Source organism: Litorimonas haliclonae (genome assembly GCF_965138505.1).
Classification (GTDB): Bacteria; Pseudomonadota; Alphaproteobacteria; order Caulobacterales; family Maricaulaceae; genus Litorimonas; species Litorimonas haliclonae.
In genome coordinates, this window is record NZ_CBCSCO010000001.1 from 529,672 (window position 1) to 548,729 (window position 19,058).

Genomic DNA, 19,058 nt, shown 5'->3' on the forward strand with positions numbered 1-19,058 from the left:
GTCAGACCGCCACCAATATACCCGCTAAAGCCGCGCTCATCAGATTCGCGAGCGAGGCTGCGAAGACGGCTTTGACACCCATTTTCGCAATCTCTGGCATACGATCAGGGATAAGCGCCCCCAATCCGCCCAATAAGATCGCAATAGAGCTTAGGTTAGCAAACCCACAGAGGGCAAAGGTCAAAATAATAACTGTCCGCTCAGAGAGCTCATCCTGAATATTCACCAAGCTGATATAGGCTATAAATTCATTTAGGACGACTTTCTCGCCGAAAATGGCGCCAGCTTGCTGGGCCTCGGCCCAAGGCACGTTTAAAGCGTACATAACCGGCGCGAAGATAAGCCCTAAAATACTTTGGACGCTAAGATTTTCCAGGCCAAAGAAACCACCAGCCCATCCTAATAGGCCGTTACAGAGCGCAATGAGAGAAACAAAAGCCAGCAACATCGCGCCAATACTTACCGCGAGGGCGACACCGTTTTGCGCGCCCACCGCCGCCGCCATAATAACGTTGGAATGTTTAGTCGATCTGCCGAGAGAGAAAATATCTTCTTCTTTTTTGGCTCCCAGTTCCGGCGCCGGGTCTGGCATAATAATTTTCGCCATTAGCAACCCACCAGGCGCAGACATGAAACTCGCCGCGATCAAATATTCGGCGCTAATACCAAGCTGGATATATCCCGCCAGCACCGTACCGGCGATAGAGGCCAGTCCGGACACCATAATCGTGAAAAGCTCAAATCGGTTAATACTGGGAAGATAAGGTTTAAGCGTCAAAGGCGCTTCGGTTTGCCCCACGAAAATATTGGCCACAACATTGAGCGATTCAATCGGTTTGGTTCCGGTCAGAAAATGAATCGCCTTGCCGCCATATTTCACGACCAGCTGCATGAACTTCATATGGTATAACACCTCCATTAAAGAGGCGAAGAAAATAACGACCGGAAGAACTCTCACAAGAAAGCTAAAGCCAAGGCTTTCATCCGCCAAGCCGCCGAAAACCATTTCTATTCCGGCCGTCGCATAACTGAGGAGCGTTGTGACTTTCTCGGACATGGCCTGCAAAACCACTTTCCCGAACGGCACATAAAGCACCAGAACCGCAATCATCACCTGAAGGGCGAAACAGGAGAGTACGATACGCGGGCTGATTGCGCGCTTATTATTGGACGCTATAAACGCGACAAAAAGAATAAGAGCTATACCGAAAAGGCCAAAGGCAGGATGATGCATAGGGTTCGCTTTCTAATCAGCCTAAAGCGCAAGGCTCATCTGAGGAAGAGGATTTGCTTCAGTCTCTGGCAGTATATTTACCAGACGGTCAATAAGGCCAGACAGGTCGTTTATATATTCATCTTGAGTCACAACCTTATTCGCATGTTGAGCAGACGGAGCCACATAGGTTTGATGAGCCGGCTCTACGTCTTGGTGGAATTGCTTGTGAACAAACTCTTTAGTGCGTCCCCGTTCTGCAACGTCCCGGGCGAGGCGGCGCGCAAACCGTTTTTCATAGCTGCACTTCATATAGACACTATGATCAATTAACGGCCTGATTTCCTCTGCATTTAGGAGCAATAAACCTTCCACAATAATAAAGGGACGAGGCTTCAATGGCTCCGTGGGGTGACGTCTTTGATGGGTTGTAAAGTCGTAATTGGGGAGCTTCACAGGCTCTCCAGCTTTCAAAGCTGATATATCGGCGGCAAGCTGTTTGAAATCCAGGGCTTCTGGAACGTCAAAGTTAGGCAGGTCTTGTTGACTTTCTCGTTCGCGAATATCGAAATAATAGTCATCTTGTCGGATCGCGAGACAGCGCTCCCCTCCTAACCTATGTTGGAGATGACGCGCTAAAGTGGTTTTGCCTGAACAACTCCCACCGGCAATGGCAATAACAAACGACATAAACAGCGATTCTTTATGTTATAGTGGCAACCTCGACGGCGTTAAGGGCCTAAAACGAATCTGAAAAGGATGCGAGTCCTAATTCAGCAACCATCCCCAAGGAATATATGCCTCAAACTTGTGACTTTTAGGACACAGTCTGGAGTCTTTTTGGGCTACTCACAGTAATTAACCCCCTCACACCTGCCAAACATGACGACTCTGTCATAAAAGTGACAAGTGCCCCTACTAAGAGCCGCCCAACTTTCAAATGCAATCTACAAAGGTAAAGATTATATCATGAAAAACACTCTTTCATCCCTCGGCTTCAATGCCGTCATGAGCGCTTCGGCGTTCGCCCTGACGATGGGTATGGCGGCAACGGCCTCTGCCCAAGTCACAACCTCTGAAGTTCAGGGTTATGTAACAAACACAAATGGTAACCCAATTCCAGGTGCAAGTGTTACGCTTACAAACAACGCAACGGGTTTGAGCCGTTCACTTACAACTGACTCGGTCGGCGCTTTCGCAGCTCGAAACCTGCCAGTTGGCGGAACATATAACGTCACTGTTTCTGCCGACAACTATACGGGCGAACGCGTAGAAGACATTTCTTTGTCTCTCGGCGGCTCAGCCAATTTGAATTTCGCCCTCGAAGGCGGTTCCGTCACAGATGAAATCATCGTTGTTGCTCAGCGTAATGTTCTCGCTGAAGTAGCGGTTGGCCCGTCAGCCAATTTCGGTCTTGATACAATTCAAAGCGCACCGGCTATCAACCGTAACATTACCGACATTCTTCGCCTTGACCCTCGTATCTATGTTGACGAGTCACGCGGCGATATCAACGCTGTACAGTGCGCCGGACAGAGCTCACGCTTTAACTCTCTGACACTTGACGGTGTTCGAATGAACGACTCATTTGGTCTAAACTCAAATGGTTACCCAACAGAACGTCAGCCATTCTCATTCGACGCTATCGAGCAAGTTTCTGTTGAGCTCGCACCGTTTGACGTTGAGTATGGCGGATTCACAGCTTGCCAAATCAATGCGGTTACTAAATCCGGTACAAACGAAATTCACGGCGGCGCATTTATCGATTACACTGATGATGGCCTTCGCGGCGACCGAGTTGGTGATCGTGACGTGGAATTCGGCGATTTCGATGAAATTCGTTACGGATTCAACGTTGGCGGCCCAATCATTAAAGACAAGCTGTTCTTCTTTACATCTTATGAGAAACTAGAAGGCGCCAATCTTTACAACGAGCAACCTATTGGGAACGGTGCATTCCAGATTACCCAGTCACAACTGGATGACATTATCAATATTGCTCAAACTCAATACCAGTATGATCCGGGAACGCTTCCCATCAGTAACCCAAACGAAGACGAAAAAATTCTTGCCAAACTTGACTGGAACATTACGGATAATCACCGCGCTTCGTTTGTTTACAACTACAATGACGGCTTCAACACCGTTCGTTCGGATGGCGACAGTACAGAAGTCGAATTTTCAAACCACTTATATGAGCGCGGTTCTAAACTGAACTCATATACCGGCTCTCTCTATTCTGATTGGACCGAGAACTTCTCGACTGAGCTTCGTTTTAATTATCTTGATCTGGACGCTCGTGCTAATCCCATCGGCGGAACCGATTTCGGTGAATTCCGTGTCTCTGTTGGCGATGTCGATGTATATCTCGGAGCTGATGACTCTCGTCATGCAAACGTCTTGGAATACGAAGTGACCACAATGGCAGCTAAGGCTGACTATATTATGGGTAATCACACGTTCTCTGGCGGTATTGAGCGCGAAGAACTCGATGTCTTCAACCTCTTCGTTCAGCATACAGAAACAGAAATTCGCTTTGACGGAATCGAAAACTTCCGCAACGGCTTTGCTGATGCGATTTACTACAATAACGCACCGTCAAATAACCCTGCTGATGCAGCGGCTGTTTGGGGTTACGCTACAAACACAATCTATGGTCAGGACGAATATGATTTCCAAAACGGCCTGAAGGTTGTTGCGGGTCTGCGCTATGACTTCTACACAACCGATGATGCCCCTGAAGAGAATGCTGACTTTGTCGCCGATTACGGTTTCTCAAACTCAACAAATCTTGACGGCGAAGGCCTATTGCAGCCACGTCTTGGCTTCACCTATGACGCCTCATCCGAGTTGCAGCTCTTCGGCGGCGCCGGCCTTTACTCCGGCGGTAACCCGAATGTTTGGCTTTCAAACAACTTCTCTGCCAACAACGTTCTTCAATTCGGTCAACGCGGTCGCTCCTTCGGTTACACTGACGGATCACGTAGCTTGTTCGATGCTGACGTTGTCTATTCAGGCGTAGAAGACGGCGCCCCAGCAGGTCCTGGTTATGGCATACCATCTGAATTGTTTGACGCGGTAGCTAGCGGTGTGGGTGACAACTTCGAAATCAACTATCTGGACCCAGATTTTGATATTCCTTCCGAATGGAAAGCCGCAGCAGGCTTCACATGGTCACCAAGCTTCGACACTGGCGAAGATCTGTTTGGTGGTCTCTGGACATTCACAGCCGATGCTCAGTATTCACGCAGCAACAACCAAGCCATCGTCCTTCGGGCAGATTTGGAAGCTGTTGGAACAACGGCCGACGGGTACACAGACTATGACAGTGTTCGCGAGCCGGCCTTCGTTCTGACAAACGCAGACGAAGAAGCAAACTCTTATGCATTCTCTCTTGGTCTAAACCGCCAGTGGGAAAACCACGCTATCACAGCTGGTTACGCCTATACGGATGCGAATGACATTCAGCCGATGACAAGTTCTGTCGCTTTCTCAAACTACGTGAACCGTGCGTTTGATGATCCGCAAGAGCAAGTCGCGTCAACTTCCAACTATAACATCAAGCACCGCTTCACCGCGTCTTACCGTTATGAGAAGGAATTCATTGCCGATTACGCGTCCAAAGCGTTTGTCTTCTTTCAGCACAGTTCTGGCCGTCCTTACAGCCGGACAATTTCAGGAAACAGCGCGTTTAACTTTACGCCTTTCCTAGAAGGCAATAACGTTCTTGTCCCAGGCACAGAGCGTAACGAGTTCACTGGACCGTCATGGACGAAAGTCGACTTGAAATTCACTCAAGAACTACCTGGACTACGCGCTGATGATCGCGCAACTGTCTTTATGGTCATCGACAACGTCACCAACATGATCAACAGCGATTGGGGGCAACTTGATCAACCTAGCTTCCCGCGTGGATTGTTGGTTGGACAGCCGTTCTCAACTTCAAATGACGCTTCTGCTTACGAAGTTCGTTTCGGAGCGACTTACGACTTCTAGGTTTGTTATTACCTAGAGAAAACGATATGAACGGAGGGCCTTGGTCCTCCGTTTTTTTATGCAGGCCCCTACCTTGTTTGAGGAATAAACATGTTCAATACCCGCCGCCAAATTCTATCAGGCCTCAGCGCCCTAACCCTTTCCGCCTGCGCCACAGCTTCTTCACCTGCGAAAATGTCTTTGGGAGCGAGTCCTATTAAAGGTCTGGATTATTTATTCCCTCTTGGCGTGGCGTCCGGAGATCCTGTCTCAGACGGTTTTGTTTTATGGACTCGGCTCGCGCCTATGCCCCTTGCTGAGGACGGCGGATTATCGGCTCCCGTAAATGTGACATGGCAAGTCGCCGAAGACGAAAGTTTTGCCCGCATAATTAAAGCAGGACAAACAGTCGCCAATAAACAATGGGCACACAGCGTTCATGTGGAAGTTCATGGTCTTCAACCTCTGAGGCAATATTATTATCGCTTCATAGCTAATGGGCAAAATAGCCCCACAGGCCGCGCCAAAACCGCGCCCATGTTTGGGGCCCCTGTTAACTCTCTTCGTTTCGGCATCGCCTCTTGTCAGCACTATGAGCAGGGGTTTTTTAATGCATATAATGACATGATCGCGCAGGATCCCGATCTTATTGTTCATCTAGGCGACTATATTTATGAGTCCTCTTGGGGTCCTCAAGTCCGCCGACAAGCCTCAACGGAGGCCATAACCCTTACGGATTACAGACGCCTCCACGCTCAGTACAAAACCGATCCGGCATTGCAGGCAGCGCACGCTCACGCGCCATGGCTTTTCATCTGGGATGATCATGAAGTTGTAAATGATTATGCAAATCTGAACGATGAAAACTTCATGCCCTTAGAGCAGATGCGCGCCCGCCGCGCCGCTGCTTACAAAGCTTATTATGAACACATGCCGATACGTTTGCGCAGTCGTCCGCATGGCGAGAACATGCGTCTTCACGATTATTTCTACTACGGCAATCTCATGACTATGGCTCTCACGGATGGCCGCCAGTACCGCGACAATCAAGCTTGCCCGACGCCAGAAGACGGCGGCGCGCAAATGGTAAATTGTTCCGAGCTGGAAGATATGTCCCGCTCTATGTTCGGCAAAGCTCAAGAGAGCTGGCTAATGCCATCTTTTCTTCGCTCTGGTGCAACGTGGGAAGTTTTGGCTCAGCCAACCTTATTTTCGCGGCTATATCAAAAAGATCGTGACGGAAATCCGGCGTCTTGGAGCGATGGATGGGACGGATATCCGGCCACCCGCGACATGATCCTTCGCGCTGCCGAGCAGAGGCAACCTAAGAACTTTATCTCCATTGGCGGCGATATGCACAGCTGGTGGCAGGCCGACCTCAAAATGGATTACAGCAACCCTCAGTCACAGACGGTCGGGACAGAATTTGTTACAACTTCCGTGACGGCCCATAGCTATGCTTATAACCGTTTCACCCAAATGCTCCCGGACAACCCCCATATTCATTTCTTTGATGACCGCAAACGGGGCTACTCTCTGGTCAATGTGACACCGGAAAACTGGACATTTGAGATGAAAGAAGTGACCTCGGTTTATGACCCGAAAGCCAGCGCGCAAACCCGCAAAAAGTTTGTCGTCGAAAGCGGCTCGCAAGGCGCGATCGTAGTTTAGTTGGAGAAAGAAAATCAGCCATATCATTGACAGTTCTGTCTGAAATCTTTAGGACGCGGAAATTTTATTTGTGAAACGGAGAGAATCCGAGGCGCAATAATTGAACTGTGAATTAAAAGGATAGTTATTTTGAACCAAGTTGGAAGCCCCCCCGAATTTTTTGAAAATCTTATGCAGGTCGAGGATATTCCCGCGGCCATAAACGGGCTTAAAACACTGTATAACGACGCAATTGCCCAAATTAACAAGTCGTTCAGCGAATATGCCAAGACAGGCAAACGAGAAGCCTCAGCGACGCCGACTTACCCTTATCTTTTAGTCGAAATTAAAACCCGAAAAGAAGACGGTGTTTCCCCCTATGCGTTTGTGAGCATCCGGGGGCCAGGTTGGTACGGAACGTCTATCACCAGTCCAGAGATTTTCGCAGATTACTTGATAGACCAGCTTTCCAGTATCCAAGCGGCTTATGAAGTAAACTACTATGTGGGCTACTGTAATCACGCCATCCCCGTTGCCTTTGCCATTGATCCATCTGCCTTTGAAATGGATAAAGAATATAGCTCCCGCATAGGTGAGTATTTTCCGCTCCCAAATCTGAAACATATTCATGATGACCTGGCTGATGGCGCCGTAGAGCACCCAAATGATCGCCCACTTCCGTTGAGTCTCTTCCCGGCCCTAAGAACCGATTATTCCCTACAAAGACTACGACATTATTCCGGCACTCATCCGGAACATTTTCAAAAATTTGTTATATTCACCAACTATCAGAGATATGTGGATGAGTTTATTGAGCATGCAAAGAAAGTTGTCGGAAAGGGAAATTATACGGGGTTTGCCAGCCCCGGTCAGGGCGTCATAGAAAAAGCCGAGGATTACAGACCTGATCCAGGCTTTAAAGGTCCGCAAATGCCCGCCTATCACCTTATTGCGGATAACAATGAGGGTATCACTTTAATTAACATCGGAGTGGGGCCGTCTAACGCGAAAACAATTACGGATCACGTTGCTGTACTTCGCTCGCATTGCTGGTTGATGCTGGGACATTGCGGCGGCCTTCGCAGAACTCAGATTCTAGGCGATTTTGTTTTAGCCCATGCTTATTTGCGGGATGATCAAATCTTGGATGATGTATTACCTCCCGCCATTCCGCTGCCGACTATCGCCGAGGTCCAAATCGCTTTGACCGACGCTATTTCCAGCGTCATGTCACTCTCTGGTCAGATGATGAAAAGGCATGTTCGCACAGGTACGGTTGTAACGACAGATGACCGAAATTGGGAAATGCGTTATGAAAAATTACGCACTCGCCTAAATCAATCTCGCGCCATTGCGATTGATATGGAGAGCGCGACAATTGCCGCCAATGGCTATCGTTACCGCGTGCCTTACGGAACATTGCTCTGCGTCTCCGACAGACCCCTACATGGCGAGATTAAGCTTCCCGGAACAGCCGAAGCCTTTTACCGCAGCCGCGTCGCGCAACATCTCAACATCGGCCTAGAGGCCATGTCTATATTGAAAGGCGAAGCACAAAGCGGAACCCTTCATTCACGTAAACTCAGAAGTTTGGACGATCCTGTCTTTAGATAAATCGGAGCTATTGAATAATGTCATTCCACCGACTCGGCGCCTGTGCGCTATTGCTACTTTCTGCTTGCACAACTGTGCCACAGTCAACAGCACCAATGCAGCCTTCGGAACCTATCACCGTTCCGACAACTCAATATCCTGGAGAACAGGGCAGTTTTGAAATGGGCCACTTGGCTGTTCAGAATCGCCTGAATCAACCTAAAGCACAAAGGCGCGCCAAGAACATTATTCTGTTTGTTGGAGACGGGATGGGCGTCTCCACCGTCACGGCTATTCGCATACATGCGGGACAGAAACTGGGCCAATCTGGTGAGGAGCACATTCTCTCCATGGAAAGCCTTCCCCATACTGCCCTTTCAAAGACGTATAATACAAATCAACAAGTCTCCGATTCAGCCGGAACAGCGACAGCCTTTATGACAGGCCAGAAAACCAAGGCAGGGGTGATTAATGTCTCCTCTGACGTGGACCGAAATGATTGCGCGGGTTCACTCTCCGCACCATTGGACAATTTTTTACTTCAGGCGGCAGATCAAGGTTATGCAACGGGCGTAGTTTCAACGGCTCGCCTAACTCATGCCACGCCTGCGGCGACTTATTCTAACTCGCCCAACCGGGATTGGGAAGGTCTAGGGGATTTACCTGAGGTCGCTCGCAATGAAGGTTGCAAACCCATTGCCGCTCAGATGGAAACTGCCCTCACCTCTGGGCGCCTCGACATCGCTTTAGGGGGCGGAAAACGGAAATTTGAAACCGGTGTTGAACAAAGGGTGGGCGGAACCTTCGTCGAAGATAAAGCCGCGCTTAGTCAAGTAACCGCTCAAACTAAACTTCCTTTACTGGGGCTTTTTTCGGACAGCCATATGGAATTCGTGCGCGCCAAAGACGAAACCAACCAAGAACCCTCAATCGCTGATATGGCCGTGAAAGCAATTGACCGACTGGAAGCCGAGGACAACGGTTATTTCCTCATGGTCGAAGGCGGGCGCATTGACCACGGTCACCATGCCGGCAGGGCGGAACTGGCCCTGGATGAAGGCGTTGCGTTTGACGAAGCTATTGCCGCGGCACTTTCGAAAGTTGATCTGTCCGAAACACTTATAATTGTTACGGCGGATCACAGCCATGTTTTCACCATTGCAGGCTATCCAACACGCGGAAATCCGATTTTGGATGCTGTAAAAGGCAATGATGATAAGGGTCATCCGAACGGCAAACATATCCTAGGCACTGATGGTCAGCCTTATACGACACTCGGGTATCAAAATGGACCCGGCGCCGTTGAGGGCGTTCGAAACCCGGAAACACAACCAGGCGAAGTCATTGTGCAAAAAGCGGCTATTCCAACTGGTTATGTGAGTAATGGGGAACAACGCCACAGCGAAACCCACGCCGGCGAAGACGTCCCTGTTTTCGCCATTGGGCCGTCATCTGATCTGGTCTCAGGCGTCATGGAACAAAACGTAATTTACCACATTATGCGTGAAGCTATGGGCTTTTAGGTCCTACAATTAGATCCGACGACCTCAGGATGGGACGGAAGTCTCATCCTTTTTCATTTGTGGCTCAAGGAATCTCAGCTCGTTTTTAGTCTAGAGACGAAACATTGCCGGCGAACCTATTTTGGTTCAGCCAGCCTTCAAGATTGCGCTCGGCTTCGATTTCATCTTTCTCAGCCAAGGCTTTTTTCCGGATCGCATCCTGTTGAGATAAAAGCACATTTCTGCGTACAGTCTGTGATTTTACGTCCTCTACCAAAGTCTTTTTCAGCACTTCAATTTGCTGTAAATCCGATTGAAGAACAGAAATTCGTTTCATCTGCGCCGCTTTCCATTGCTCGAATACCATCACATCTGAGTGAACAGAGGAATTTTCAGATCCATCGAAAAGGGAGCGGTGATTGCGCTCCAGACCTGCTCGAATGCTTGCAATGTTATCGGAAACCTTTTTCGACGCGAACATCACATTCGCAAGTTTTTTTTCTGCTTGTTGCTTCATGATATTATTTAATTTCAGCAGTACTTCGATCTTATCGCCCATCATTCATATCCCTTGCGTTTCAAACTATCCGCAAAGTGAATAGAGGCGGCGACCGCAGCGTAGTGCTCTGGCTTAATGACGTCGCCGACTTCTACGCCCGCATAAATTGATCGAGCACAAGGCGGGTCAGAATGGATTGGAATGTTATTCTCATCAGCTTTCTTTCGAATCCTGAACGCGAGCTCATCCACGCCTTTTGCCAATAGAACAGGAACGGTCTTTTGTTCACGCTCCCATTTCAACGCAACCGCATAATGCGTCGGGTTGACGATAATGACATCCGCCTTAGCCACATCATTAATCATGGTAGCTTGCGAGAGGGCAAGTGCTCGGCGACGACGCTCCCCTTTTAAATGCGGGTCACCTTCGCTTTCTTTATTCTCGTCCTTGATCTCTTTGAAGGTCATCCGGAGCTTTTTCATATGCGCGAACCACGCATAAGGCAGGTCGACCAGTGCGATAAGGCCCAAAGCGATAATCATGAAAGTAATAAGTTGCAGGGCCGCTTTATTCATTTCCGGTATAATCAAGGCAGGCGAAATAGCGCTCATGCCGGGCAGCTCTTTCAACAAAGTGAAAAAGAAGAACATTGCAACCGACGCAATGAAGGCCAGTTTGAAGAAGCGTTTTCCAAACTCAACCATTCCCGTCGTGCCATATTTCTGTTTAGCATTCGAGATTGGGGACAAACGGGACAGTTTAGGCTTAATCTTTGACGGCGCGAAAACAACGGCTCGCTGAAGAACCAGAGAAACAACAATCGCCAGAATGAGGAGCATAAATACCGGGCCGAGAGCGAGAATAGGCTTCCACAAAAACTCAGACGCGCCGTTTTGGCCAAACCTCGCAGATTGAGAATTCAGCAAAGCATTTCCCATATCATTAGGGTGTTCCAACATACTCGAGAGCGAAACCAGAGCGTTCGTAGCAATAGCTTTCCCAAAAATAACAATCGCCACAGCGAGACCGATATACAGCATGAGCGTATTGGCCTCGGTTGATTGTGGCGTATCTCCTTTTTCACGGGTTTTCCGAACCTTGGTTTCCGAGGCGTCAAAACTCTTTTCTTCGGCGCCTGACTCTTCATTCTCGCTCATGAAGCCCCCTAACCCGCGAATTCAAAACTGACGGATTCGGTTTGGGCTATGCCCGCCCAAAGAGTCAAAATGGTTACGACAGAAAAAGCCAATAGCAAAAGTCCTATACCCAGAATGGCCGGCATACCGACGAATGAAACGAGTAATTGCGGCATGGCGCGATTCACGAATCCCAACAGTAAATTATAGATAAAATTCAAAAGGATAAAAGGGAAGGCCAGAGACAAGCTCCAGCGGAAGAGGTTCACCGCTTTATCCGTTAATTCATAGGCAAAGTTGTTAAAGTCAGGGACTGCCCCCAACGGGAAAACATCATAAGAGCGGATAAGAATTGAGAAAGCTTCAATATGAAAATTCATCGTAATCAGTAACGTCACCCCAGCCAACATGAAGAAGTTACTTAATGTCGTATTCGGCTCTGTCGCAATCCCCTCCCCGAGAGGCTGAGAAATAGACATCGCCTGAGAAATGATATTCCCGACAACCTGCAGGCCAATCACCATGAGGCGAAGTGCAAACCCGAAAAAGAAGCCGAACACAGCTTCTTTGGCTATAAGAGCTGTGGCGTCCGAGAGCTGCGTTATCGGTACTGGCTGTGTCACCACGACTGGGAGCATGAGCCAGGTCAGCATGAGCGCCAGCCCAAGCCTGACCCGAGGCGTGATAGTGCGCTCTCCGATTGTCGGCACCAAGAACATAAAAACCGACATGCGCGTAAAGACGGCCATGATCGCGAAAAGCGAATCCATATAGGGCGCTATGATAGCCGTGAAGCCATCCAGAAATTCCATCAGGCGACGCCCATTATGGCAGGACGTTCTGTCGTCCCGATCTCCTCATAAGCCACGACAGGGTTTCGCACGCCCTTGGCGTTCAATACGGACCGGATAAACCGTCGGCGCTTGGATGTGGTCGCAATAGCGGCGTAAACGCCTTGTCTTGCAGACTTATCTAATTCCTTACGCACACTCCCGGCTAAGCGGTTAAATTCGTCGGGAGGCAGAGCCACATCCCGGCGGCCACTTTCGTCTGTTGTTTCACTTGCCGAAAATTGGGTTTCCCAATCCGGGCCAATTTGAATTAAGGGAAGACGGCCGCTTTCATCGCGTAGTTTGGAGACAAATTGGTAACTCATTCTATGACGCACAAAATCCGCCAATTGTTCTGTGTTATTTATTACTGTTTTGCCTTCGGCAATAGTTTCTAGAATGAGTGGGATATTCCGAATGGAGATCCGCTCCTCCAGAAGGAGGCGGCAAACGCCTTGGAATAAATCCAACGGCACTTTATCGGGAATAAACTCTTCAATAATTTTCTTATTAGATTCTGCCCGACCTGCATCGCTCACATTTTTAAATGTATCCAGTGTTTTGCGTAGAGTGCGGCGAGTGAGCAGTTTGGTGAAGTTATCCTGTATGATTTCCAACAAGTGCGTAGCGAGGACTTCAATGGGGGCGATGACAGTTACGCCTAACATCATCAGCTCATCTTCATAATCTTTATCAATCCATCGCGCAGGCGCCTGAAAAACGGGTTCCTTGGTGTTCTCACCAGGAATGTGCGGATGATCTTCCGGGTCAATTAGCGCCAAAAGTTTTTTAGATTTGAGGCTTTGGGTCGCAATTTCCGTGCCTTGAATCTTTATCTTATAAACGTCGTCTGGCAGCAAGGCGTTATCCGTTAGTCGAATTGACGGCAGAACAAACCCGAACTCTTTAGCCACGAATTTTCTGATTTTTTGTACTCTTTGGTCAAAGCCAAACTCTTCATTCATAACGTTGGGCACGATATTTGGAGCCAGTTCGACGCTGATTTCATCAAGGTCCAATGCGTCTCCTAGCTTTTGCTCTTCAGGAATCTCTGTGACGGCATCTTCCGTCTCCGCTGGTTTTTCTGCCTCGGCTTTTTGCCGAACATAGGAAAAATAGGCGACTACAGAAAGAATAGCTGCCCCGCCTATGAAGGGCAGAAACGGAAGCCCCGGGAAAAACGCAAATATCAACATAATTCCAGCAACGGCGCTGATGGCCGCAGGGTATTGGCCGAATTGTTTGAACAAGGCGAAATCTACCGTACCTTCGCCGCGTCCTTTGGACAAAAGTAGACCTGCCGCAATTGAGATAATCACTGCAGGGATTTGGGAAACGAGGCCGTCTCCCACAGTCAAGACAGAGTAATTTTTAATCGCTTCGCTAAAGGAGATATTGTGGACGCCCACTCCGATACCAATGCCCGCAATCAAATTCAAAAGCGTGATTAAAATCCCGGCAACGGCGTCGCCTTTCATAAATTTCGACACGCCATCCAATGACCCTAGGAACGCTGTTTCTTCTTGTTCCGTCACACGTCTTTGAGCGGCCTCGGCGTGAGATATAGCGCCAGCTGCCAAATCCGCATCAATTGCCATTTGTTTGCCCGGCATCGCGTCGAGAGCAAAACGCGCGCCGACCTCGGCCATGCGGCCGGCGCCTTTGGCGATGACCATAAAGTTTACAATAACGAGGACGGAGAAAACGATAAGGCCAATAAAGATATTACCGCCCATAACAAACATAGCGAAACCTTCGATCACCCCGCCCGCCGCGTCCGGGCCCGTATGGCCCTCCCCGATGATAAGCTTGGTCGAAGAAATATTTAAAGACAGGCGTAGGAGCAAAGCCGCCAAAAGCACAGATGGGAAAGAGCTGAAATCCAGCGGGCGCTCAATAAAAAGCGTGATTGTAAAAATCAAAATCGCGAAAGCAAAGGAGGCCGAGAGTCCGACATCCAAAACCCATGACGGCATGGGCAGGACCATCATGACAATGATGAACATCAGACCGATGGCTAAGAAGACGGTCGGATTTTTTATCAATTCCCCCAGAGATTTTGGCATATTTATCCGGCGATCGCTGGTATAACGACAGAGTCAAATAGATGGATGCACATTCGGGCCATGAACCCCGCTGTTGCAATAAAAACAATCAACATCGCGCCGAGCTTAGGGACGAATGTAAGAGTCATTTCCTGAATAGATGTCAAAGCCTGCAACAAGCCAACTGCCAAGCCAACCAGCAAAGCCGTTCCTAGTAGAGGCAAAGACATAAGCGCGGCGCTCCAGAAGAACTCGCGCATAATGGAAAGGATTTCCGTCTCGCTCATTAGACAGGCATACGCAGAAGTTCTTGGTAAGCTTCCACCACGCGATTTCGTATAGTCACGGCTGTTTCCAATGCCACTTCCGCATTCGCCATGGCCTGAACAACTGAGTGAGCATCTGCTTGCCCGGAGGCCATAGCTTCCGTCGTCTTCTCGACATTTTGGAAAACTTCGGCAAACTCTTTAGCGCTTTCTGCTACAGCTCCTGTCGCCGAGCCTGCTTCTTTGGCGCCCATCTCTGCGGGTTTTGAGTTGGGGGAAAGGGCTTGTCTGGCAATTTGGTATTGGCGCATCGCGCCGAGGGAAGTCGGTTCCATGAAACGCTCCTATTAGTTTCGAAGCAAGTCTATGAGACTGCGATACATTTGAGTGGCTTGACGAAAGGTGGAGAGATTGGCTTCATAGCTTCGGCCCGCTTCGCGCGCATCCGCGAGTTCAACCATCATATCGACGTTCGAAGACATCACCATCCCATTTTCATCCGCCAAGGGACTAGCCGGGTCAAAGATTTGAGCGCCTTCACTATTATCCAAGCTGACATCGCCGATCGTCACACGGGCCATATCATTTACGCGGTCCATTTCAGTCGCGAAATTCACCTGTTTACGGTGATAACCATGCGTATCGGTATTGGAGAGGTTTTCACTGGCAATGCGCAATCGGAAAGACTGCACATTCATCCCGCTGGAGGCAGCGGCCATTGATTTTGAAATTGAGTTGTCCATCCTGGAGCGTCCTCATTTTACAGCTAAATTATAGGTTCTTACCCACGGCCATTTTCATCATTGAAAGGGATTTTCGGTAAAGCATCAGGGCGAGGGCATGATCATTCTGCGTCTCGGCTGATTTCATCATTTGTTCTTCAAGTGACACAGAGTTGCCATTAGGCGAAGATGCATCGCCCATACTAGACTCAACGACCTTGAACTGGCCGGACTCAATAGGCTTCGCACCCATTTGCGTTTCGTGAAAGACTTCGCTGAAAGCTTGAAGGTCTTTGGCTTTATATCCTGGGGTGTCAGAATTCGCGATATTTTCGGCAACAACGGCGTGACGCTGCGCAGCGTGAGAGGCCATCGCGGAAACGAGGTTCTGTAAATTTGTATTCTTCATCATGGCCCGACAATCCTTGTCTATGGTTTACCATAAGTTAAGGCGTACATCAGAGAGTTGAACGAGAAGTTAACAAACACGAACCATATATTAACTTTATTCACCATATCTGCACCTATGACTTACCTTGAAGACGGATTCGCCCAAGCGGACATTCCCGCCCCCACGCGTTATTTCGGACGCGTTGAAAAAGTCACGGACCAATCTGTTCATGTGAGCGGCCTAAATCATCGATTGGGACAAGGCGCCTTAATTGAAATTGAAAAGTCGGATGGCGCAAAGATCAGAGGTGAAGTAATAGCTCTTGAGAACACCCGCGCTATGGCCACCCTTTATACAACGACGGCGGATGTTAGAATTGGCCAACGGGTTGAACATATTCAACCAACCCAACATTACCCTTCTGCGGACTGGATCGGAAAAATTCTTGATTATGAAGGGCGCTGTATTGACGGAACGACGCCAAATAGCGGCGCAAAGAGAGCCAAGCTCGACGCGCTTCCGCCCTCTGCTATTTTGCGAAAAGCTCTTGGACCAAGACTTAATACAGGCGTCGCGGCGATTGATACGTTTTTGCCGCTCTGTCAGGGACAGCGGACTGGGCTTTTCGCTGGCTCTGGGGTCGGCAAATCCACCCTATTAGGCACTATCGCACGGTCCAATAATGCTGACGTCACTATCATTGCTCTCATTGGCGAGAGGGGCCGCGAAGTTCGGCACTTTGTTGAAAAGGTGATGGGACCCGAAGGAATGAAAAAATCCATCGTTTTTGTGGCCACCTCCGACATGTCTGCCGCTATTAAGCTAAGGACGGCTCAGCTTGCGATTTCTACGGCCGAACACTTCAGAGATGAAGGCAAGCAGGTATTGTTTCTCTTCGACTCCCTCACCCGATACGCCGAAGCGCACAGAACAATTGCTCTAAATGCCGGCGAAGTTCCGGCCCTGAAAGCCTTTCCTCCGTCTACTTTTCGCGCCTTGGCCGCTTTATGCGAACGCTCTGGCCCCGGTCTCGACAATAGCGGCGACATCACAGCCGTTTTTAGCGTGCTTGTGGCTGGATCGAATATGGAAGAACCCGTCGCCGATATGGTTCGGGGTATATTAGACGGTCATGTCATTCTGTCCCGGGAGATTGCGGAACGGGGACGATATCCGGCTTTCGATATTCGGCGAAGTGTCTCCCGCTCCCTTCCCGACGCGGCAAGCCCCGAAGAAAATAGAACGCTTCAGACAGCGCGGGAATATATTATGCGCTATGAAGAAGCAGAACCGATTATTCAGGCTGGGCTATATGTCAGCGGTACAGATCCAAAACTGGACATGGCGATTGCGGCCTATCCAGAGCTAGACGCCTTTATCGGAACAGAAGAAGTTCTCCCGATTGAAGCCGCTTTTGAAAAGCTTAGCAAAGTTCTCGGCCCTGCTCCTCGACCGGAGGCTGGTTCTGAGACTTAACCGTTGGAGAGAAGCAAATTAAACAGGCCAGACGTTCCAACGCCAGACCCTGAATTAGACTGACCTAATATTGACAAAGCGGCAAACCCTGGCGTGGACTGCGATGGACCGGCATTGATTTGTTCACGCAACAGAAAATCTTTTGTGACTTTATCCACGGCCGCTTGGTCACTAAAAACCTCAATAGACTTTCCTCCAAACGCTTGTTGCGCCTTATCCGACAAAATTTCCTTTTGTTTGTCTACATCTAAGGCTGAAAACTCTTGAGGAAGGCCAAAAGCGCCCTCCAAGACAGTTTTTATAGGGACAGACCCCATTAACCGGAACCATCCGGCGTTTTCGCTCAACCCCTGTCCAACGAAGTCCTGTATTTCCCTTTGAAAATTCAGGGCGAGACGCATGGTCTCATCAACATTCCCGACTTCTATCTCGAAATTTTGACGTTGATACTGGCTCGAAATTTTTTCTATATCAGCATTGGAAAGAGCAAGCGCGCCTGCTTCGAAATTGAATGTCTCAGCGAGTTCAATATAATCAGGGTTATTCAAACGATTAGCAAAACTACTCCGCTCAGTCGTACCCTCCTCGATAATTTTTCGAACGAAAGCCCCTTTAGATATTTCCTCGCCAAGACCAAAAGCGCCCAATGCAACTTTCAACACCTTTCGGTCTTGCATCAAGTCATCTAGCGTTTTGATATTTTGGATATTCTTTTGGAAGTATTCGATATCGCGCGCTATATCGGGCGATTTGGCAAAGACTTCTTCCTGTCGGTCCATTGTCCGTTGCAGAAATGACCATCCGGCCAATCCGCCATTCGGAATGACAGGAGTGAAGGCCATGTCAGCTCGCGCGCGCCATCAAGGCTGGAGAACCATCTGCTTCGTTAAATTCTTCAGTGATTTTTGACGGATCAGAGACCGCATTCAGCATTGCGTCTTCAATAGGAAAGAGGGATTTTAAATTATTCAGAACGGAATAGAAGTGCCCTTTAAGAAAGGCAATCTTGGCCTTTTCTAGTGTCTCACTCAGCGGAGTGCCTTCAAAAACCGCTTCTAGAGCTAGCAGACCAGAACGGACATCTTCTTCAATTTTTATTGCGTCATTATCGCCCGAGAGAATTAACTGAACGGCGTAATAAACCCGACGAACGGGAGAATTTACTTCGTTCGGGTGAAGGGCGTCGCTTAGGCGCAACACATAAACGTCGTCATCGGGCAAACAAATTTGCGACCGCTTGGAACCGTTCATCAAGAGCGCTCCATTGACAAGAAATTTTTCATTTGGCTTCAAACTGATGACGAGTCCCGACATTTTAAGCAACCTCTCTTGCAACTTCAGAACCGCTTAAAGGCGCCTTTATGGCCGTTCTTAAGCCTTCGATCACAGCGGAGTTAATTTCAATAAGGATGTCTATGCCCGCTTGCCCACGCAGAACCCGCTGGGTGTGCGACTGGGTAAATTCGGCGAGGGATATAAGATTGTTTTTCAGGTCTGCCGTCAATTTGTTTTCTGGGCCAACCAGATCACAAAAAAGAACGTTCCAGAGTTTCGCATTTGCGAGGATAGCTTCCGCCATCTCTCCATCTAATCTGTTCAAGTTTTTCTGGGCTTGGGCGCGGAGACGGCCTGTAACGGAGGAGAAGAGTTGCAACTCAATATGTTTGTCAGATGCGGTCTGGCGTTTTACCTGGCCATATCCGCGGAGTGCATTTTGTTTCTGATCCATACGTTTAACTTCTCAAATACTTTGGGAATAT

The 19,058-nt window shown here is 48.9% G+C and carries 18 protein-coding genes; 5 read left to right on the forward strand and 13 right to left on the reverse strand.

From position 1 onward, the window contains the following. Position 1: 1 nt before the first annotated feature. Together ACNA05_RS02335 and ACNA05_RS02340 are read right to left on the reverse strand one after the other, a co-directional pair. Entirely contained in the window at positions 2-1,234 is a 1,233-nt protein-coding gene (locus tag ACNA05_RS02335; RefSeq protein WP_415809766.1) for a NupC/NupG family nucleoside CNT transporter, read from the reverse strand. A 21-nt stretch (positions 1,235-1,255) separates the two neighbouring features. Next, entirely contained in the window at positions 1,256-1,903 is a 648-nt protein-coding gene (locus ACNA05_RS02340) for a uridine kinase family protein (protein ID WP_415809767.1), read from the reverse strand. A 279-nt stretch (positions 1,904-2,182) separates the two neighbouring features. Here ACNA05_RS02340 and ACNA05_RS02345 point away from each other — a divergent pair, with 279 nt between their 5' ends. From ACNA05_RS02345 to ACNA05_RS02360, 4 genes are all read left to right on the forward strand, one after another. Beyond that, entirely contained in the window at positions 2,183-5,209 is a 3,027-nt protein-coding gene (locus ACNA05_RS02345; protein ID WP_415809768.1) for a TonB-dependent receptor, read from the forward strand. A gap of 90 nt (positions 5,210-5,299) precedes the next feature. Next, positions 5,300-6,859, forward strand: coding sequence for an alkaline phosphatase D family protein (locus ACNA05_RS02350; RefSeq protein ID WP_415809769.1), 1,560 nt, complete (start codon positions 5,300-5,302; stop codon positions 6,857-6,859). 171 nt (positions 6,860-7,030) lie between these two features. Further along, a complete protein-coding gene (locus ACNA05_RS02355) occupies positions 7,031-8,452 on the forward strand; it encodes an AMP nucleosidase (protein WP_415810105.1) in 1,422 nt (473 codons plus the stop codon). A 95-nt stretch (positions 8,453-8,547) separates the two neighbouring features. After that, positions 8,548-9,954 carry an alkaline phosphatase gene (locus tag ACNA05_RS02360; RefSeq protein WP_415809770.1) on the forward strand — a complete coding sequence of 469 codons (1,407 nt, stop codon included), beginning with the start codon at positions 8,548-8,550 and terminating at the stop codon, positions 9,952-9,954. An 85-nt stretch (positions 9,955-10,039) separates the two neighbouring features. On the opposite strand, the gene ACNA05_RS02365 is transcribed toward ACNA05_RS02360, so the two are convergent. Genes ACNA05_RS02365 through ACNA05_RS02400 form a run of 8 tightly spaced genes read right to left on the reverse strand, consistent with a single transcriptional unit; the run spans position 10,040 to position 15,843 of the window. Further along, the gene (locus ACNA05_RS02365) at positions 10,040-10,495 is read right to left on the reverse strand and encodes a hypothetical protein (RefSeq protein ID WP_415809771.1); all 456 of its coding nucleotides are present in this window, start codon (positions 10,493-10,495) and stop codon (positions 10,040-10,042) included. Further along, a complete protein-coding gene (locus ACNA05_RS02370; RefSeq protein WP_415809772.1) occupies positions 10,492-11,589 on the reverse strand; it encodes an EscU/YscU/HrcU family type III secretion system export apparatus switch protein in 1,098 nt (365 codons plus the stop codon). Before ACNA05_RS02370 ends, ACNA05_RS02365 begins: the two co-directional genes overlap by 4 nt. Positions 11,590-11,597: 8 nt before the next feature. Continuing rightward, complete coding sequence (locus ACNA05_RS02375; protein WP_415809773.1) at positions 11,598-12,380, reverse strand: flagellar biosynthetic protein FliR; 783 nt, start codon at positions 12,378-12,380, stop codon at positions 11,598-11,600. Continuing rightward, on the reverse strand, positions 12,380-14,464 hold the full coding sequence (locus ACNA05_RS02380) for a flagellar biosynthesis protein FlhA (protein ID WP_415809774.1): 2,085 nt from the start codon (positions 14,462-14,464) through the stop codon (positions 12,380-12,382). The genes ACNA05_RS02375 and ACNA05_RS02380 overlap by 1 nt, the downstream gene beginning before the upstream one ends. 2 nt (positions 14,465-14,466) lie before the next feature. Further along, complete coding sequence (locus ACNA05_RS02385) at positions 14,467-14,730, reverse strand: flagellar biosynthetic protein FliQ (protein WP_415809775.1); 264 nt, start codon at positions 14,728-14,730, stop codon at positions 14,467-14,469. Continuing rightward, positions 14,730-15,044 carry a flagellar hook-basal body complex protein FliE gene (fliE, locus tag ACNA05_RS02390; protein WP_415809776.1) on the reverse strand — a complete coding sequence of 105 codons (315 nt, stop codon included), beginning with the start codon at positions 15,042-15,044 and terminating at the stop codon, positions 14,730-14,732. Before fliE ends, ACNA05_RS02385 begins: the two co-directional genes overlap by 1 nt. Positions 15,045-15,056: 12 nt before the next feature. After that, positions 15,057-15,452 (reverse strand): flagellar basal body rod C-terminal domain-containing protein, encoded by a 396-nt coding sequence (locus tag ACNA05_RS02395; protein ID WP_415809777.1) that lies wholly within the window; start codon positions 15,450-15,452, stop codon positions 15,057-15,059. 28 nt (positions 15,453-15,480) lie between these two features. Beyond that, entirely contained in the window at positions 15,481-15,843 is a 363-nt protein-coding gene (locus tag ACNA05_RS02400) for a flagellar basal body protein (protein WP_415809778.1), read from the reverse strand. Positions 15,844-15,957: 114 nt separating this feature from the next. Between ACNA05_RS02400 and ACNA05_RS02405 the strand changes: the two genes are divergently transcribed. Continuing rightward, positions 15,958-17,298 carry a FliI/YscN family ATPase gene (locus ACNA05_RS02405; RefSeq protein ID WP_415809779.1) on the forward strand — a complete coding sequence of 447 codons (1,341 nt, stop codon included), beginning with the start codon at positions 15,958-15,960 and terminating at the stop codon, positions 17,296-17,298. On the opposite strand, the gene ACNA05_RS02410 is transcribed toward ACNA05_RS02405, so the two are convergent. The 3 genes from ACNA05_RS02410 to flaF are packed head-to-tail and all read right to left on the reverse strand — an operon-like array spanning position 17,295 to position 19,027. Continuing rightward, positions 17,295-18,140: a DUF1217 domain-containing protein gene (locus tag ACNA05_RS02410; protein ID WP_415809780.1), complete on the reverse strand. Its 846-nt coding sequence runs from the start codon at positions 18,138-18,140 to the stop codon at positions 17,295-17,297. The two genes, ACNA05_RS02405 and ACNA05_RS02410, sit on opposite strands and share 4 nt — an antisense overlap. 1 nt (position 18,141) lies before the next feature. Beyond that, positions 18,142-18,612: a flagellar biosynthesis repressor FlbT gene (locus ACNA05_RS02415; RefSeq protein ID WP_415809781.1), complete on the reverse strand. Its 471-nt coding sequence runs from the start codon at positions 18,610-18,612 to the stop codon at positions 18,142-18,144. A gap of 1 nt (position 18,613) precedes the next feature. Beyond that, positions 18,614-19,027, reverse strand: coding sequence for a flagellar biosynthesis regulator FlaF (flaF, locus tag ACNA05_RS02420; RefSeq protein ID WP_415809782.1), 414 nt, complete (start codon positions 19,025-19,027; stop codon positions 18,614-18,616). Positions 19,028-19,058: the final 31 nt, after the last annotated feature.

What these genes read in the sequence shown, in the direction of transcription:
- ACNA05_RS02365 (WP_415809771.1), bottom strand. Translation starts at nt 10,495, where the DNA reads ATGATGGGCGATAAGATCGAAGTACTGCTGAAATTAAATAATATCATG.
- ACNA05_RS02380 (WP_415809774.1), bottom strand. Translation starts at nt 14,464, where the DNA reads ATGCCAAAATCTCTGGGGGAATTGATAAAAAATCCGACCGTCTTCTTA.
- fliE (WP_415809776.1), bottom strand. Translation starts at nt 15,044, where the DNA reads ATGGAACCGACTTCCCTCGGCGCGATGCGCCAATACCAAATTGCCAGA.
- ACNA05_RS02335 (WP_415809766.1), bottom strand. Translation starts at nt 1,234, where the DNA reads ATGCATCATCCTGCCTTTGGCCTTTTCGGTATAGCTCTTATTCTTTTT.
- ACNA05_RS02395 (WP_415809777.1), bottom strand. Translation starts at nt 15,452, where the DNA reads ATGGACAACTCAATTTCAAAATCAATGGCCGCTGCCTCCAGCGGGATG.
- ACNA05_RS02415 (WP_415809781.1), bottom strand. Translation starts at nt 18,612, where the DNA reads ATGTCGGGACTCGTCATCAGTTTGAAGCCAAATGAAAAATTTCTTGTC.
- ACNA05_RS02410 (WP_415809780.1), bottom strand. Translation starts at nt 18,140, where the DNA reads ATGGCCTTCACTCCTGTCATTCCGAATGGCGGATTGGCCGGATGGTCA.
- ACNA05_RS02400 (WP_415809778.1), bottom strand. Translation starts at nt 15,843, where the DNA reads ATGATGAAGAATACAAATTTACAGAACCTCGTTTCCGCGATGGCCTCT.
- ACNA05_RS02360 (WP_415809770.1), top strand. Translation starts at nt 8,548, where the DNA reads ATGCAGCCTTCGGAACCTATCACCGTTCCGACAACTCAATATCCTGGA.
- flaF (WP_415809782.1), bottom strand. Translation starts at nt 19,027, where the DNA reads ATGGATCAGAAACAAAATGCACTCCGCGGATATGGCCAGGTAAAACGC.
- ACNA05_RS02345 (WP_415809768.1), top strand. Translation starts at nt 2,183, where the DNA reads ATGAAAAACACTCTTTCATCCCTCGGCTTCAATGCCGTCATGAGCGCT.
- ACNA05_RS02355 (WP_415810105.1), top strand. Translation starts at nt 7,031, where the DNA reads ATGCAGGTCGAGGATATTCCCGCGGCCATAAACGGGCTTAAAACACTG.
- ACNA05_RS02340 (WP_415809767.1), bottom strand. Translation starts at nt 1,903, where the DNA reads ATGTCGTTTGTTATTGCCATTGCCGGTGGGAGTTGTTCAGGCAAAACC.
- ACNA05_RS02350 (WP_415809769.1), top strand. Translation starts at nt 5,300, where the DNA reads ATGTTCAATACCCGCCGCCAAATTCTATCAGGCCTCAGCGCCCTAACC.
- ACNA05_RS02385 (WP_415809775.1), bottom strand. Translation starts at nt 14,730, where the DNA reads ATGAGCGAGACGGAAATCCTTTCCATTATGCGCGAGTTCTTCTGGAGC.
- ACNA05_RS02370 (WP_415809772.1), bottom strand. Translation starts at nt 11,589, where the DNA reads ATGAGCGAGAATGAAGAGTCAGGCGCCGAAGAAAAGAGTTTTGACGCC.
- ACNA05_RS02375 (WP_415809773.1), bottom strand. Translation starts at nt 12,380, where the DNA reads ATGGAATTTCTGGATGGCTTCACGGCTATCATAGCGCCCTATATGGAT.
- ACNA05_RS02405 (WP_415809779.1), top strand. Translation starts at nt 15,958, where the DNA reads ATGACTTACCTTGAAGACGGATTCGCCCAAGCGGACATTCCCGCCCCC.